This is a genomic window from Streptomyces sp. NPDC017529, assembly GCF_044329785.1.
Taxonomy (GTDB): Bacteria; Actinomycetota; Actinomycetes; order Streptomycetales; family Streptomycetaceae; genus Streptomyces.
On the sequence record NZ_JBIRJY010000003.1, the window covers coordinates 155,061 to 168,158 of the forward strand.

Annotated in this window: 11 protein-coding genes and 1 pseudogene; 4 read left to right on the forward strand and 8 right to left on the reverse strand. The window is 72.8% G+C overall.

Annotated elements, in window-relative coordinates; all coding sequences use genetic code 11:
• Position 1: 1 nt before the first annotated feature.
• From ACH4K4_RS08055 to ACH4K4_RS08075, 5 genes and pseudogenes are all read right to left on the reverse strand, one after another.
• Positions 2 to 1,956 (reverse strand): annotated as a pseudogene (locus tag ACH4K4_RS08055) (substrate-binding domain-containing protein).
• On the reverse strand, positions 1,946 to 3,577 hold the full coding sequence (locus ACH4K4_RS08060) for a sugar ABC transporter ATP-binding protein (RefSeq protein ID WP_398165619.1): 1,632 nt from the start codon (positions 3,575 to 3,577) through the stop codon (positions 1,946 to 1,948). Before ACH4K4_RS08060 ends, ACH4K4_RS08055 begins: the two are co-directional and overlap by 11 nt.
• Positions 3,574 to 4,611 carry a LacI family DNA-binding transcriptional regulator gene (locus ACH4K4_RS08065; protein WP_398165620.1) on the reverse strand — a complete coding sequence of 346 codons (1,038 nt, stop codon included), beginning with the start codon at positions 4,609 to 4,611 and terminating at the stop codon, positions 3,574 to 3,576. Before ACH4K4_RS08065 ends, ACH4K4_RS08060 begins: the two co-directional genes overlap by 4 nt.
• A 345-nt stretch (positions 4,612 to 4,956) precedes the next feature.
• Positions 4,957 to 5,385 (reverse strand): organic hydroperoxide resistance protein, encoded by a 429-nt coding sequence (locus tag ACH4K4_RS08070; protein ID WP_398165621.1) that lies wholly within the window; start codon positions 5,383 to 5,385, stop codon positions 4,957 to 4,959.
• Between the two features lie 95 nt (positions 5,386 to 5,480).
• Positions 5,481 to 6,503: an NADP-dependent oxidoreductase gene (locus ACH4K4_RS08075; RefSeq protein WP_398165622.1), complete on the reverse strand. Its 1,023-nt coding sequence runs from the start codon at positions 6,501 to 6,503 to the stop codon at positions 5,481 to 5,483.
• 87 nt (positions 6,504 to 6,590) lie between these two features.
• Between ACH4K4_RS08075 and ACH4K4_RS08080 the strand changes: the two genes are divergently transcribed.
• Positions 6,591 to 7,022, forward strand: a complete 432-nt coding sequence (locus ACH4K4_RS08080) for a MarR family winged helix-turn-helix transcriptional regulator (protein WP_398165624.1) — start codon at positions 6,591 to 6,593, stop codon at positions 7,020 to 7,022.
• 79 nt (positions 7,023 to 7,101) lie between these two features.
• A complete protein-coding gene (locus ACH4K4_RS08085) occupies positions 7,102 to 7,740 on the forward strand; it encodes a DsbA family protein (protein WP_398165625.1) in 639 nt (212 codons plus the stop codon).
• Positions 7,741 to 7,767: 27 nt separating this feature from the next.
• On the opposite strand, the gene ACH4K4_RS08090 is transcribed toward ACH4K4_RS08085, so the two are convergent.
• The gene (locus ACH4K4_RS08090; RefSeq protein ID WP_398165626.1) at positions 7,768 to 9,363 is read right to left on the reverse strand and encodes an MFS transporter; all 1,596 of its coding nucleotides are present in this window, start codon (positions 9,361 to 9,363) and stop codon (positions 7,768 to 7,770) included.
• Between the two features lie 158 nt (positions 9,364 to 9,521).
• On the opposite strand from ACH4K4_RS08090, the gene ACH4K4_RS08095 reads away from it, so the two are divergent.
• Positions 9,522 to 10,520, forward strand: coding sequence for a TetR/AcrR family transcriptional regulator C-terminal domain-containing protein (locus tag ACH4K4_RS08095; protein ID WP_398165628.1), 999 nt, complete (start codon positions 9,522 to 9,524; stop codon positions 10,518 to 10,520).
• Here the strand turns inward: ACH4K4_RS08095 and ACH4K4_RS08100 are convergent.
• Complete coding sequence (locus tag ACH4K4_RS08100; RefSeq protein ID WP_398165629.1) at positions 10,486 to 11,721, reverse strand: PucR family transcriptional regulator; 1,236 nt, start codon at positions 11,719 to 11,721, stop codon at positions 10,486 to 10,488. The two genes, ACH4K4_RS08095 and ACH4K4_RS08100, sit on opposite strands and share 35 nt — an antisense overlap.
• A gap of 11 nt (positions 11,722 to 11,732) precedes the next feature.
• The gene (locus ACH4K4_RS08105; protein ID WP_398165631.1) at positions 11,733 to 11,876 is read right to left on the reverse strand and encodes a hypothetical protein; all 144 of its coding nucleotides are present in this window, start codon (positions 11,874 to 11,876) and stop codon (positions 11,733 to 11,735) included.
• A 193-nt stretch (positions 11,877 to 12,069) separates the two neighbouring features.
• Between ACH4K4_RS08105 and ACH4K4_RS08110 the strand changes: the two genes are divergently transcribed.
• Positions 12,070 to 13,017 carry a DUF3068 domain-containing protein gene (locus ACH4K4_RS08110; RefSeq protein ID WP_398165632.1) on the forward strand — a complete coding sequence of 316 codons (948 nt, stop codon included), beginning with the start codon at positions 12,070 to 12,072 and terminating at the stop codon, positions 13,015 to 13,017.
• The last annotated feature ends 81 nt before the right edge of the window (positions 13,018 to 13,098 follow it).

Consider the following 13,098-nt stretch of genomic DNA (forward strand, 5'->3'; position numbering starts at 1 on the left):
CTCACCCATCGAATCCACCCGCGTTCTTGCCGGTCACCAGGACCACCGGCACCTTCACCCGCTTCGGCAGCCGCTCGCCGCGCGCCGCCTTGAGCGCCTGCTGCACGGCCTGCCTGCCCAGCAGCCTCGGCTGCTGGGCGACCGTGGCGGTCAGCGTCCCGTCGCGTACCGCCGCGACGCCGTCCGGTGTCCCGTCGAACGCCACGATCTGCACGTCCTTGCCCGCCCTGGCACCCAGCGACTTGGCGGCGCCGAGCGCCATCTCGTCGTTGGCCGCGAAGACGCCGCCGATGTCCCGGTGTGCCTGGAGCATATTGGACATCACGTCCATGCCCTTGGTCCGGTCGAAGTCGGCGGGCTGCCGGGCCACCACCTCGATGCCCGGGTACGCTTTGATGCCCTCCTCGAACCCCTGCCCGCGCTCACGGGCGGCCGAGGTGCCGGGCTGGCCTTCCAGGAAGGCCACCTTGCCCTTGCCGCCCAGGGACTCGGCGAGCGTCTTCGCGGCGAGCCGGCCGCCCGCGACGTTGTCGGAGGCGATGGTCGAGCCGACCCGGCCGCCGTTGACGCCGCGGTCGATGGAGATCACCGGCACGTCCGCCCGGTTGGCGACGCCGACGGCCGGCACGGCCGCGTCGGAGTCCACCGGGTTGATGATCGCCGCCTTGACGTTCTGGCTGGTGAACGTCTCCATCTGGTTGATCTGCTGCATGGGGTCGTTCTGCGCGTCGGTGACGTTGACGTGCAGGCCGCGCCGGTCCGCCTCGGCCTGCGCGCCTTCCTTGATGCCGACGAAGAACGGGTTGTTCAGGGTGGACAGGGCCAGACCGAGGTCGGTGTTCCCGCCGCGGTCGCAGCCGGACAGGGCCAGGGCCGCGGCCAGCACGCCCGCGCCGAGCAGGCCCGTACTCGTACGCCTGCGGAACGGCCCCGCACCCGCACGCCGCCTCATCGCGCGCTCCGGCGGCGCAGCGTGTCCAGAAGCACCGCCAGCGCGATGACCAGTCCTGTGGCCACCTGCTGCCAGAAGGCCGAGACGCTCAGCAGGTTCAGGCCGTTGCGCAGCACGGCGAGGATCAGTGCGCCGATGAGCGTGCCGGACGCCTTGCCCGAGCCGCCGGAGAGGCTGGCGCCGCCGATGACGACGGCGGCGATGGCGTCGAGTTCGTAGCCGACGGCGGCCTGCGGCTGGGCGGAGGTCAGCCGGGCGGCGAGCACGATGCCGGCGACCGCGGCGAAGACCCCGGACAGCGCGTAGATGACCAGCTTGCGCCGCTTGACGTCGATGCCGGAGAGCCGGGCCGCCTCCTCGTTGCCGCCGATCGCGAACATCGCGCGGCCCGCGTACGTACGGTTGAGGACCAGCGCCGCGATCAGCCCTGTGGCGATCATGACGAGGACCGGAACGGGCAGCCAGCCGCCCAGCGTGTCCCCCAGCTTGCTCACGGAGGCCGGGAACGGGATCGGCGTGCCGCCCGTGATGACCAGCGCGAGGCCGCGGCCGACGGAGAGCATCGCGAGGGTGGCGATGAAGGCGGGCAGCTTCCCGTACGCGACGAGCGCGCCGGAGACCAGGCCCGCCGCCGCGCCGGTCGCCAGGCCCAGCAGGACGGCAGCCCACACCGGCAGGCCCGCGTCGGTCGCGGCCCAGGCCACGACGGTGGAGCCGAGCGCCGCGACCGAGCCGACCGACAGGTCGATGCCGGCCGAGACGATCACGAAGGTGACGCCGAAGGCGAGGATCGCGGTGACGGACGCCTGGACACCGACGTTCAGGAGGTTCTGCCCGTTCAGGAAGTCCCCGGACAGGACCGCCATGACCACGACGAGGGCGACCAGGCCGCCCAGCGGGCCGTTCCTCAGGACCGCCCGGCCGAACCAGGGGCCGAACCCGTCGCCTGCCGGTGCGGCGCCGACCGCCTCGGCGCCGGCTCCCGTCTTCACTTCAGCGGACATCCGAGCCCTCCATCGCGCTCTCGTTCGTGTCGCGCGGGCCGGGTGCGGCGTGCGCCTGCCGCACCGCCAGCTCCATCACCGCGTCCTGCGTCGCCTCTTCGGCGGTCAGCTCGCCGGCCAGCCGGCCCTGCGCCATGACCAGCACCCGGTCGCTCATGCCGAGCACCTCGGGCAGGTCGCTGGAGATCATCAGCACCGCGTGACCGGCCGCGGTCAGCTCGTTGACCAGTTGGTAGATCTCGACCTTGGCGCCGACGTCGATGCCGCGCGTCGGCTCGTCGAGGATCAGCAGCCGGGTACCGGCCAGCAGCCACTTGCCGATGACGATCTTCTGCTGGTTGCCGCCGGAGAGGGTGCGGGCGCGCTGCCCGAGCCCGCTCATCCGCACCTTCAGCCGCGCGGCCACCTCGGCCGCCGCGCGCCGCTGGGCGCGCCGGTCCACCAGGCCGCCGCGGGTGTCCCGGTCCAGCCGGGCCAGCGTCAGGTTGTCCTGGAGGGAGGCGTCGAGGACCAGCCCCTGGCCCTTGCGGTCCTCGGGCACCAGGCCCAGCCCGGCGCGCAGGGCGGCCCGTACGTCGCCGGGTGCCAGTGCCCGGCCGTCGACCTCGACGGTTCCGGCGTCGTAGCGGTCCGCCCCGAAGAGCGCCCGCGCGACCTCGGTGCGGCCCGCGCCGACCAGGCCCGCGAGGCCCACGACCTCGCCGGCCCGCACCTCGAAGCCGACGTCCTCGAAGACCGGGGTGCCGCGGGGGCCGTGCCGCGTCAGGCCGCGTACGCGCAGCAGGGGCGCGCCCGGCGCCTCGGGGCGCTGCCGCGGGTACTGCTCGGCGATGTCCCGGCCCACCATCAGGCGGATCAGCTCGTCCTCGTCGGTACCGGCCGGCACCTCGGCCACCGAACGGCCGTCGCGCAGGACGGTGACGCGGTCGCCGAGGGCGCCGATCTCCTCCAGGTGGTGGGTGATGAAGATGATCCCGACGCCCTCGTCGCGCAGTTCGCGCACGAGTCCGAAGAGCGTCTCGACCTCCTCGGAGGTGAGGACGGCGGTCGGCTCGTCCATGATCAGGACGCGGGCGCGCAGGCTCAGCGCCTTGGCGATCTCCACCATCTGGAGGCGGGCGATGCCCAGTTCGGCGACCGGGGTGTCCGGGGAGACGTCCAGGCGCACCCGGCGCAGCAGTTCGGCGGCGCGGGCCCGCATGGCCTTCTTGTCGATCAGGCGCAGCGCGGTGCGCGGCTGCCGGCCGAGGAAGACGTTCTCGGCGACGGTCAGGCCGGGGACGAGGTTGAACTCCTGGTAGATGGTGGCGATGCCGAGCCGTTCGGCGTCCTGCGCGGAGCGGACGTGCACCTCGTGCAGCCCGTCGCGGGAGCCGTCGGGGCCGCCGTCCGCCAGGATCCGGCCGGCGTCGGGCCGGTGGGCGCCGGAGAGCATCTTGATCAGGGTGCTCTTGCCCGCGCCGTTCTCGCCGAGCAGGACGTGCACCTCGCCGGCGCGCAGGCTCAGGTCCACGCCGTCCAGGGCGCGGACGCCGGGGAACGACTTCGTCACCCCCTCCACGCGCAGCAGTTCGCGTCCGGCCGGCGCGTCGCCCCGGACGTCGTCGTTGACGCCGGTCATGCGCTGCCCCTCTCCTCTTCGGTGCGCTCCTCGTGCCCGTCGGCCTGTTCGCCGCAGGAGCGGCGGGTGACGAGCCGGGCGGGCAGCAGTACGGAGTCGGCCGCGCGCCCCTCGATCCGTTCCAGCAGGGTCTGCACGGCGGCCCGGCCCAGCTCGCGGGTGGGCTGGGCGATGGCGGTCAGCGGCGGGTCGATGTGCGTGAACCACGGCACGTCGTCGTAGACGACCAGGGCCATGTCGTCGGGCACCCGCATCCCGCGTGCGCGGAGTTCGTCCATCGCGCCGAGCGCCATCAGGTTGTCGGTGGCCAGGACGGCGTCGGGCGGCTCGGGCAGGTCCAGGAAGCCGCGCATCACCCGGCGTCCGCCGGTGGGCTGGAGATCGGGCGTGGAGCCGACCCGCTCGTCCGGCAGCGCTATGCCGTGGGCGGCCAGCGCCGTACGGAACTGTTCCAGCCGCTCGTCGCCGGTCGGCGTGCCGGCCGGGGCGACGATGATGGCGGGGCGCCGCCGGCCGAGGGCGGCCAGGTGGGCCGCGAGGCCGGTGAGCGCGGCGGCGCCGTCGGCGCGGACGCACGGCGCGTCGATGCCGGGCACCATCCGGTCGAGCAGCACCAGCGGGGTGCCGGAGGCGACGACCTCGCTCAGCATCGCGGAGCCGGTGCCGGCCGAGCTGACCAGCAGTCCGTCGATCCGGCGGTCCAGCAGCGTACGGATGTAGTCGTCCTGCTGGTCGGGGCGTTCGGCGGCGTTGCCGATGACCAGGCTGTAGCCGCGGCCGCGCGCCGCGTCCTCCACGGCGTCGGCGAGTTCGGTGAAGAAGGGGTTGGTCAGGTCGCTGATGACCAGGCCGAGCGCGCCGGTGCGGGCGGTGCGCAGGGCGCGGGCGACGCTGTTGGGCCGGTAGCCGAGCGCCGCGACGGCGGCGAGCACCCGCTCCCTGGTCTCGGCGACCGGGCTGCGCCCGTTGAGCACCCGGGAGACGGTTGCCACGGACACTCCGGCCCGCTCGGCCACATCCTTGATCTTCGCCATGGCGCCTTTGCCATTCCGTGAAGGCGGGTCGAGGACACCGGTGGTCGTGGCGTCTCGATCGCACGTCGGTGTGTAATCGATTTCGTGGGAGCTACGTAATCGATTACACGGCAATGGCGTCAAGATGTCGTACAAGTGGCCCGGGTCACACGGGCGCCGGCCGGGCCGTCCGCCGACGGTACCGACCGTACGGCCGGGGGCCGCACCCCGGGAAGGGGTACGGCCCCCGGCACGTCGGCACCGCTTCAGGCGCGGCGTGTCACCACGTGGCGCGCCACTACGCGATGTGTGACCACGCGGTGGGTCGCCACGCGGTACCTCGCCACGCGGTGGGCCACCTCGGCCTCAGGCGACGCTCAGCTTGACGTCGATGTTGCCGCGGGTGGCGTTCGAGTACGGGCACACCTGGTGCGCCTTCTCCACCAGGTCCTTGGCGGTGGCGGCGTCCACGTTCGGGATGGACGCGGAGATCTCGACCGTGAGGCCGAAGCCGCCGGACGGGGTCTTGCCGATGCCGACCTTGGCGGTCACCCGGGAGCCGGAGACGTCCGCCTTCTCCTGGCGGGCGACCACGCTCAGCGCGCCCTGGAAGCAGGCGCTGTAGCCGGCCGCGAAGAGCTGCTCGGGGTTGGTGCCGGCGCCGCTGCCACCCTGCTCCTTGGGCGGGTTGACGACGACGTCCAGGTTGCCGTCGTCGCTGGCGACGCGGCCGTCCCGGCCGTTCTCTGCGGTGGCGACGGCGGTGTAGACGACGTCTACGGGCTGGATGGCCATAACGGTTCCTCCTGTGGTTCGCCGCGACTCGCGCCCACGGTCGCGACGGCTCGGCGCCGAGCCTAGTAGCCCGGCGAACTGCCGTGAATCCGGGTTCAGTCCGTGAGATCCACGATCATCTTGCCGGTGTTGTCGCCGCGCAGCAGGCCGATGAAGGCCTCGAAGCCGTTCTCGATGCCGGCGACCTTCGTCTCGCGGTACTTCAGCTCGCCCGAGCGCACCCAGGCCGAGACCTCCGAGACGAACTGCTCCTGGAGGTCGCTGTGGTCCGCGACCAGCAGGCCCTGGATGCGCAGCCGCTTGCCGATGACCAGCGCGAGGTTGCGCGGCGCCGGGGTGGGCTCGGTGGCGTTGTACTGCGAGATCATGCCGCAGACGGCGACCCGGCCGTGCACGTTCAGCGAGTCGATGGCGGCTTCCAGGTGGTCGCCGCCGACGTTGTCGAAGTAGACGTCGATGCCGTCGGGGGCGGCCTTCCTGAGCTGCTCCTTGACGGACTCGTCCGACTTGTAGTTGAAGGCGGCGTCGAAGCCGTACTCCTCCGTCAGCAGCTTGACCTTCTCGTCCGAGCCGGCGCTGCCGATGACCCGCGAGGCGCCCTTGAGCTTGGCGATCTGGCCGACCTCGCCGCCCACCGCGCCGGCCGCGCCGGACACGAAGACGGCGTCGCCCTCCTTGAAGGAGGCGACCTCCAGCAGGCCCGCATACGCCGTCAGGCCCGGCATGCCCAGCACGCCCAGGTACGCGGAGAGCGGGGCCAGGGACGCGTCCACCTTGGCGACCTTGGCGGCGTCGACGACCGCGTACTCACGCCAGCCCTTGAAGTGCAGGACGTGGTCGCCGGCCGCGAAGCCCTCGGCGCCGGAGGCGACGACCTCGCCGACCGCGCCGCCCTCCATCGGCTCGTCCAGCTTGAACGGCGGGGTGTAGGACTTCACGTCGTTCATGCGGCCGCGCATGTACGGGTCGACGGAGAAGTACAGGTTGCGGACGAGGAGCTGCCCCTCGCCGGGCTCGGGGACCGCGGCCTCGCGCAGCGCGAAGTCCTCCGGCTTCGGCCAGCCGTGCGGGCGGGCGACCAGGTGCCATTCGCGGCCGGACGTGGGCAGTGCGGACATGAGCTGCTCCTCCTAAATGCTTCAGGTGATGAAACAACCATGCTCCTCGATATTTCATGTTGTCAAGCAATTCGCTATCCTGGTGTCATGACTCCTCGCCCAGACCACCTGACCTGTGAGGTCGTCGAGCTGATCGGCACCGTCGTGGCCCGCTACTACGAGGAGTACGAGAACGCCGCGGCCGAGCACTCCCTCACCGGCGCCCAGGCCCGCGTCCTCGGCCTGCTCGCCCACGAGCCGATGCCGATGCGCCGGATAGCCCAGCGCCTGAAGTGCGAGCCGTCGAACGTGACCGGGATCGTGGACCGGCTGGAGACCCGCGGCCTCGTCGAGCGCCGCCCGGACCCCGCCGACCGCCGCGTCAAGCTGGCCGCCCCCACGGACGCGGGCGCCGCGACGGCCGAACGGCTGCGCGACTCCCTCGACTTCGCCCGCGAGCCGCTCGGCGAGCTGTCCGTCACGGAGCGCACCCTGCTCAAGGAGCTGCTCCGGCGGATGCTGGGCATCGCGCCGGAGTAGGCCGCCCGCCGCTCCCCGTGCGTACGCCGACGGCGAATAAAGCCCGGCCGGTAGTCACGAATCGAACTATCGTGGCGCCATGACTGCCCAAAATGCGTCTTCCCCGAGCAACACCCGTCACACAATTGACTTCTACTTCGATCCCACCTGTCCGTTCGCGTGGATCACTTCCCGCTGGATCCTGGAGGTGGAGCGCCACCGCGACCTCGACCTGCGTTTCCGCGTGATGAGCCTGTCCGTGCTCAACGAGGGGCGCGAGGGCCTGCCCGAGCGGTACCAGGAGCTGCTGGAAAAGGGCTGGGGCCCCGTACGGGTGTGCATCGCCGCGGCCCAGGAGCACGGCGAGGAGGTCCTGCGCGACCTGTACACGGCGCTCGGCACGCGTCTGCACAACGAGGACCGGGAGGACTACGACACCGTCGTCGAGGAGGCCCTCGCCGAGGTCGGCCTGCCCGCCGCGCTGGCCGGTGCCGCGAAGAGCACGGATTACGACGACGCGCTGCGCAAGAGCCACCACGAGGGCATGGACCCGGTCGGCGAGGAGGTCGGCACGCCCACGATCCACGTCGACGGCGTCGCCTTCTTCGGCCCGGTGCTGACCGCGATCCCGCGCGGCGAGGAGGCGGTACGGGTCTTCGACGGCGTCCGCCTGCTCGCCGGTTACGACAAGTTCTTCGAGCTGAAGCGGACGCGGACGGGCGACCTGGACTTCAGCTGACCGGAGGCTGACCGGAGGACGGGCCGGTCACCGGGCTCCGGACGACCGGAGTCCGGTGGCCGGCGCGCCTTCGGCCGTGCCCTCCTCCGGCGCCGGCGGCTGCGTCCGTACGCCTTTGAGCAGGGCCGCCGCCAGCACCGCCCCCAGCACCATCACGACCGCCGCGGCGCTCGCCGCCGCGTGCATCCCGTGGGTGAACGCCGTACGGGCCGCCGCCAGCAGCGCCTCGCCCGCCCGGCCCGGCAGTTCCCCCGCGACTGCCGCCGCCCCGGCGAGCGTCTCCCGCACGGTGTCCGCCAGGCCGGCGGGCAGCCCTGCGGGCACCGCGCCGCCGACGTCGCCCCGGTAGACGGCGCTGCCGACGGTGCCCAGGACCGCCATGCCGAGGGCGCCGCCCAGCTCGGAGCCCGATTCCAGGAGCGCGGAGGCCGAGCCGGCGCGCTCCGGCGGTGCGGCGCCGATGGCCAGTTCGGTGCCGAGCGACATCACCATCACCAGGCCCGACGCGTAGACGCCGCATGCCGCCAGCACGACCCACAGCGGCGTGCCCGCGTCCACCAGGGTCAGCCACCCGAACCCGGCGGCCGCGACCAGGAATCCGCCGGCGATGACGAAGGCCCGGTCCACGCGCCGCGCGAGCGCCGCGGCGACGGGGGCCATGCCGCCCACCACCAGTGTCGGCACCACGTTCCACAGGGCCGCCTCCAGCGGGCGCATGCCCCGTACGGACTGGAGGTACTGGGTGAAGAAGACCGCGCAGCCGACGAGCACGAACATCGCGAGCAGGTTCGCCGGGACCGAGCCGGAGAAGCCGCGGTGCCGGAACAGTTCCATGTCCAGCATGGGGTGCTCCGCGGTGCGCTGGCGGTGTACGAACGCGGCGGCGGCCAGCAGCCCCGCCACCACGGCCAGCGCGGGCAGCGCCGCGAAGCCGTCGCGGGCCGTCTCCTTGATGCCGTAGACCACCGGCAGCATCGCGGCCAGGGAGAGCAGCGAGCCCGGCAGGTCGAAGCGCCCGGCCGCCGGGTTCTTGAACTCCGGGAGCAGCAGGGGCCCGGCCACGAGCAGCAGCACCATCGCCGGGGCGTTGATCAGGAACACCGAGCCCCACCAGAAGTGCTCCAGCAGGGCGCCGCTGAGCACCGGTCCGATCGCGATGCCGCCCATCATGGCGCCGGACCAGATCGCCACGGCCCTGCCGCGCTGCCCGGCGTCGTGGAAGAGGTTGCGGATCAGGGCCAGCGTGGACGGCATGAGCGTGGCGCCGCCGACGCCGAGCACCACGCGGGCGGCGATGAGCATGGCGGGGCTCTGCGCGTACGCGGCCAGGGCCGAGGCGACGCCGAAGAGGACGGCGCCGGAGAGCAGCAGCTTGCGGCGGCCGACGCGGTCGCCGAGCGCGCCCATGGAGATCAGGAGCCCGGCCAGGACGAAGCCGTAGACGTCGAGGATCCACAGCTGTTCGACGCCGCTGGGCGCCAGTTCCTCGGAGAGGAACGGCACGGCGAAGTAGAGCACCGAGACGTCCATGGAGACGAGCAGGCAGGGCAGCAGGAGGACGGCGAGGGCGGTCCACTCGCGGCGCCCGGCCAGGGGCTGCCGCGTGTACGGGGTAAGCGTCACGGAAAGGAAGGTAAACAGGGCGCGCTTACACCGCAAACCCCATGGTGCACCTGGCGATTGGAGCTGCGTCACACTAGTGCACACGGAATGCCCCCACCGGCGGAAGCACGCCCCTGCTACGCTCGATCCCCTTGGTGCACTAGTACGGAGGATGCCACGTGGACCGTTCGGAACCGCCCCCGTACCGCCGGATCGTCGCGGAGATCCGGCGGCGCATCGAGGCCGGCGAGCTGGCCGAGGGCGAGCGGGTGCCCTCGACCCGGCGGATCACCCAGGAGTGGGGCGTGGCGATGGCGACCGCCACCAAGGTCCTCACGACGCTGCGCCAGGACGGGCTGGTGCGGGCCGTGCCGGGGGTGGGCACGGTGGTCGCGCCGGCCGGTGCGCGTCCGGCGGACGGCGGCCCCGCGCCCAGGACACGCGACCACGGCAGCCCCGGCGGCGGCCGGCGCCGCCCCTCGGACGGCCTCGGCCCCGCTTCCGGCCTGAGCCGCGACCGCATCGTCCGGGCCGGCATCCGGATCGCCGACACCGAGGGCCTGCGCTCCCTGTCGATGCGCCGGGTCGCCGCCGAGTTCGGGGCGTCCTCGATGGCGCTCTACCGCCATGTGGCGAACAAGGAGGAGCTGGTGCTGCTGATGGCGGACGCCACCTTCGCCGAGATCGAGCTGCCCGACCCGGGGCCGGAGCACTGGCGCGCCCGTATGGAGGCCGGGGCCCGCCTCCAGTGGGACCTGTACCAGCGGCATCCGTGGGTGGCCCAGTACCTGTCCCTCACCCGCCCGCAGCCCATGCCGCACGCGATGGTCGTCATCGAGTGGACCATGGCCCGGCTGGCGGGCTTCGATCCGATGGCCAGGCTGCGCCTGGCCCTGACCCTGATCAATCACGTGCGGGGCACGGCGGTCGCCCTGGAAGAGGACACGGAGGCCGAGCAGCTGACCGGCATGGACCGGGAGCAGTGGATGGCGTCGCAGGAGCCGGAGTACGAGCGGATCCTCGGTTCCGGCTCGTTCCCCATGTACGAAGGGGTCAACGACATGGACGACGACACGGGCATGCTGCGCCTGAGCGCGATCTTCGAGTTCGGCATGGCCCGGTTGCTGGACGGGTTCGAGCTGTTCATCGAGGGCAGGGCGGGCGGCCGGGCACGCTGAGCTCGCCGCGCAACCGCCGGGCCCGCAGCACCAGTTCGAGTTCGAAGCGGCGGTCCGGGTCGTCCACCTCGTCGCCCCACAGCTCCCGTATGCGGCGCAGCCGGTAGCGGACGGTCTGCGGGTGGACGCCGAGCCTGGCGGCCACCTCGGGGGCGCCGCCGCGCGTCTCCAGCCAGGCGAGCAGGGTTTCGGCCAGCCGGCGCCCGTGGGTGGGGCCGCAGTGCGCGAGGGGCTCCAGCCGCCGCCGGGTCAGGTCCTCGATCAGTTCCTCGGGCGGCAGCAGGACCAGTGCCTCGGTGTGCTCGGTGCAGTGCAGGAGCTGCCCGGAGGGCAGCAGGCCGCGTTCCATCAGGTCGACCGCGGCGCCGGCCCAGCGCAGCGACTTCGCCGCGTGCGCCAGCGGCACGGCCGGGCCGAGTGCGCCCGACCACCCCGCGGTGGCCCGCTGGAGCAGTTCCCCGCGCCCGGCGGCGTCCGGGTCGGGCACCACCATCCGGGGCCGCTCGCACTCCATGTCCAGCAGGACGTCCGGGCCGACGGCAGGGGCCACGGACTCGCGGGCCGGGCGCAGCAGTACGGCGACGGCGACCCGTTCGGGCAGGGTCCAGCCGATCCGGGCCGCGCGGTCCACCAGCGCGGGGGCGGCGTGCGCCCGGGTCCCGGCCGCGAACAGCTGCTCCATCAGCCGCCGTTGGTGCCGCAGCCGTTCGCCCGCCTGGCGGGCCGCCGCCTCGGCGAAGCCGCGTACCGATTCGGCCACCAGCCCGTCCAGGTATTCGAAGCCGGATTCGGCCAGTTCGTACATGGCGGGGGCCGGAATCGCCACCTGCTGGCCGATCTCGGCCAGCCGGCGCCAGGCCAGCCGTACGCCCAGCCGGTAGATCGCCTGGAGGGCGTCCAGGCTGCGGCCCTGGATGCCGGCGCCGCGGCCGAACTCCTGGAAGATCCGCGGGTGGACGTGCGGGCGGTCCGGGCCGGCGGACATGTGCTCGACGAAGTGCTCCAGGGACTGCCGGATGCCCACCAGGGCGCGCGGTTCGCCGTACTCGTCCAGCACGAGGGGCAGTTGGGGGTACTCGCGGCGGATCTCCGCCAGGATGCGCTGGGCCAGCGCCGGGACCTCGTCGAGGGCGAGGGCGGCGAACCGCCGCACCTGGGAGCGGGGTACGTCGTGCCAGGCCGAGCGGACGGTCTCCACCACGCCTGCCGCCCCTAGCGCGCCCGGTCGAAGGTCACCAGGGGGACGTTCGGCTGCTCGGGCGTGGCGCCGAGTGCGGCGACGATGCCGAACGCGGCGCCGACGGCGAGGGCGGCGGCAACCAGCGAGGTCAGTACGGCGGCGAGCAGTCTGTGCATGGCGCGGCGAGCCCCTTCGTGGAGAGGTGCGTCGAGGGTTGCGCTGTGCGTGGGCCCCGGTCCGGCGCGGTGCTTGCCGAGTCTGGGGAGGCATTGACGGCGTGTCAAGTATTCGCCTACGGTTCCCGCCCGTTCACCCGGACCACCGCCACGCCGCACGCGCACTGCCCCCGCCGCCCTCAGGAGTGCCCGTATGCGTAAGACCGCCTCGCCCTTTTCCCTGGTCCTGCTGGGCCTCGGGGTCTTCCTCCTGGTGCTCGCCCCGCTGCTCGTCTGGTACGTCGCGCCGCGCGCCCAGCGCACCCCGGTCGATGTCGACGTGACGACCGTCTTCGCCGGCACCGGCAGCTACTTCGACACCGAGGCGCTGCGCACCAGGAACGGGCAGAAGATCACCATCACCCGGCACGTGCTGGGCGACGTGGCGGAGAGCGAGCGCAGCGGACGGGCCGTGTGGGACGTGTCCACGACCGTGGACACCCCGGTGACGCTGGCGCTGAAGGACCCGCGCAAGGCGTTCCAGTGGACGCTGGAGCGGTGGGTCACCGACCGGCGCACCAACGCCCCGGTGCACTGCTGCAAGGAGGCGCCCACCCGCTTCGAGGGGGACGCGTACCTGAAGTTCCCCTTCGACGTGCAGCGCAAGTCCTACCGCTGGTGGGACAACACCCTGGGCGCGGCGGTGCCGCTCCGTTTCGCGGGCACCAAGCGGATACAGGGCTACGAGGGCTACCGCTTCACCGGGACCGTCGAGCCCACCAGGACGGGCAGCCGGCAGGTGCCGGGACGGCTGGTCGGGCGGCCGGGGCAGGGCCAGGTCCAGGCCGAGGAGTGGTACGCCAACAGCGGGATCGAGCTGGTCGTGGACCGGCGTACCGGGCGGATCGTCAACGCGTCGATCTCGCCGCACAAGACGCTGCGGGCACCGGGGGCGCGGGCCGACGCGGTCACGCTGCTGCGCGGGAGCGGCATCGAGTTCACGCCCGCGACCCAGCGCCAGCAGGTGGCGCTGGCGGACGCGGACAGCACCAGGCTCCAACTGGTCGGGGAGACCGCGCCGCTGGCCGCGGCCGTGGCGGGCGGCGGATTGACGCTCTTCGGTGTGGTGCTGGTGGTGCGCGGGAGGCGGCGGTTCAGCTGATTCTGCGCGAAGTGATGAGGCGTCAGGCAGAACCGGGGCAGAAATTGTCACGCCGGTGAGTAGCCGCATCGAACAGGGCGG

Excerpts from the sequence above, each read along its gene's own strand:
- ACH4K4_RS08085 (WP_398165625.1), top strand. The coding sequence starts at position 7,102 with ATGACTGCCCAAAATGCGTCTTCCCCGAGCAACACCCGTCACACAATT.
- ACH4K4_RS08075 (WP_398165622.1), bottom strand. The coding sequence starts at position 6,503 with ATGTCCGCACTGCCCACGTCCGGCCGCGAATGGCACCTGGTCGCCCGC.
- ACH4K4_RS08080 (WP_398165624.1), top strand. The coding sequence starts at position 6,591 with ATGACTCCTCGCCCAGACCACCTGACCTGTGAGGTCGTCGAGCTGATC.
- ACH4K4_RS08110 (WP_398165632.1), top strand. The coding sequence starts at position 12,070 with ATGCGTAAGACCGCCTCGCCCTTTTCCCTGGTCCTGCTGGGCCTCGGG.
- ACH4K4_RS08105 (WP_398165631.1), bottom strand. The coding sequence starts at position 11,876 with ATGCACAGACTGCTCGCCGCCGTACTGACCTCGCTGGTTGCCGCCGCC.
- ACH4K4_RS08060 (WP_398165619.1), bottom strand. The coding sequence starts at position 3,577 with ATGACCGGCGTCAACGACGACGTCCGGGGCGACGCGCCGGCCGGACGC.
- ACH4K4_RS08065 (WP_398165620.1), bottom strand. The coding sequence starts at position 4,611 with ATGGCGAAGATCAAGGATGTGGCCGAGCGGGCCGGAGTGTCCGTGGCA.
- ACH4K4_RS08070 (WP_398165621.1), bottom strand. The coding sequence starts at position 5,385 with ATGGCCATCCAGCCCGTAGACGTCGTCTACACCGCCGTCGCCACCGCA.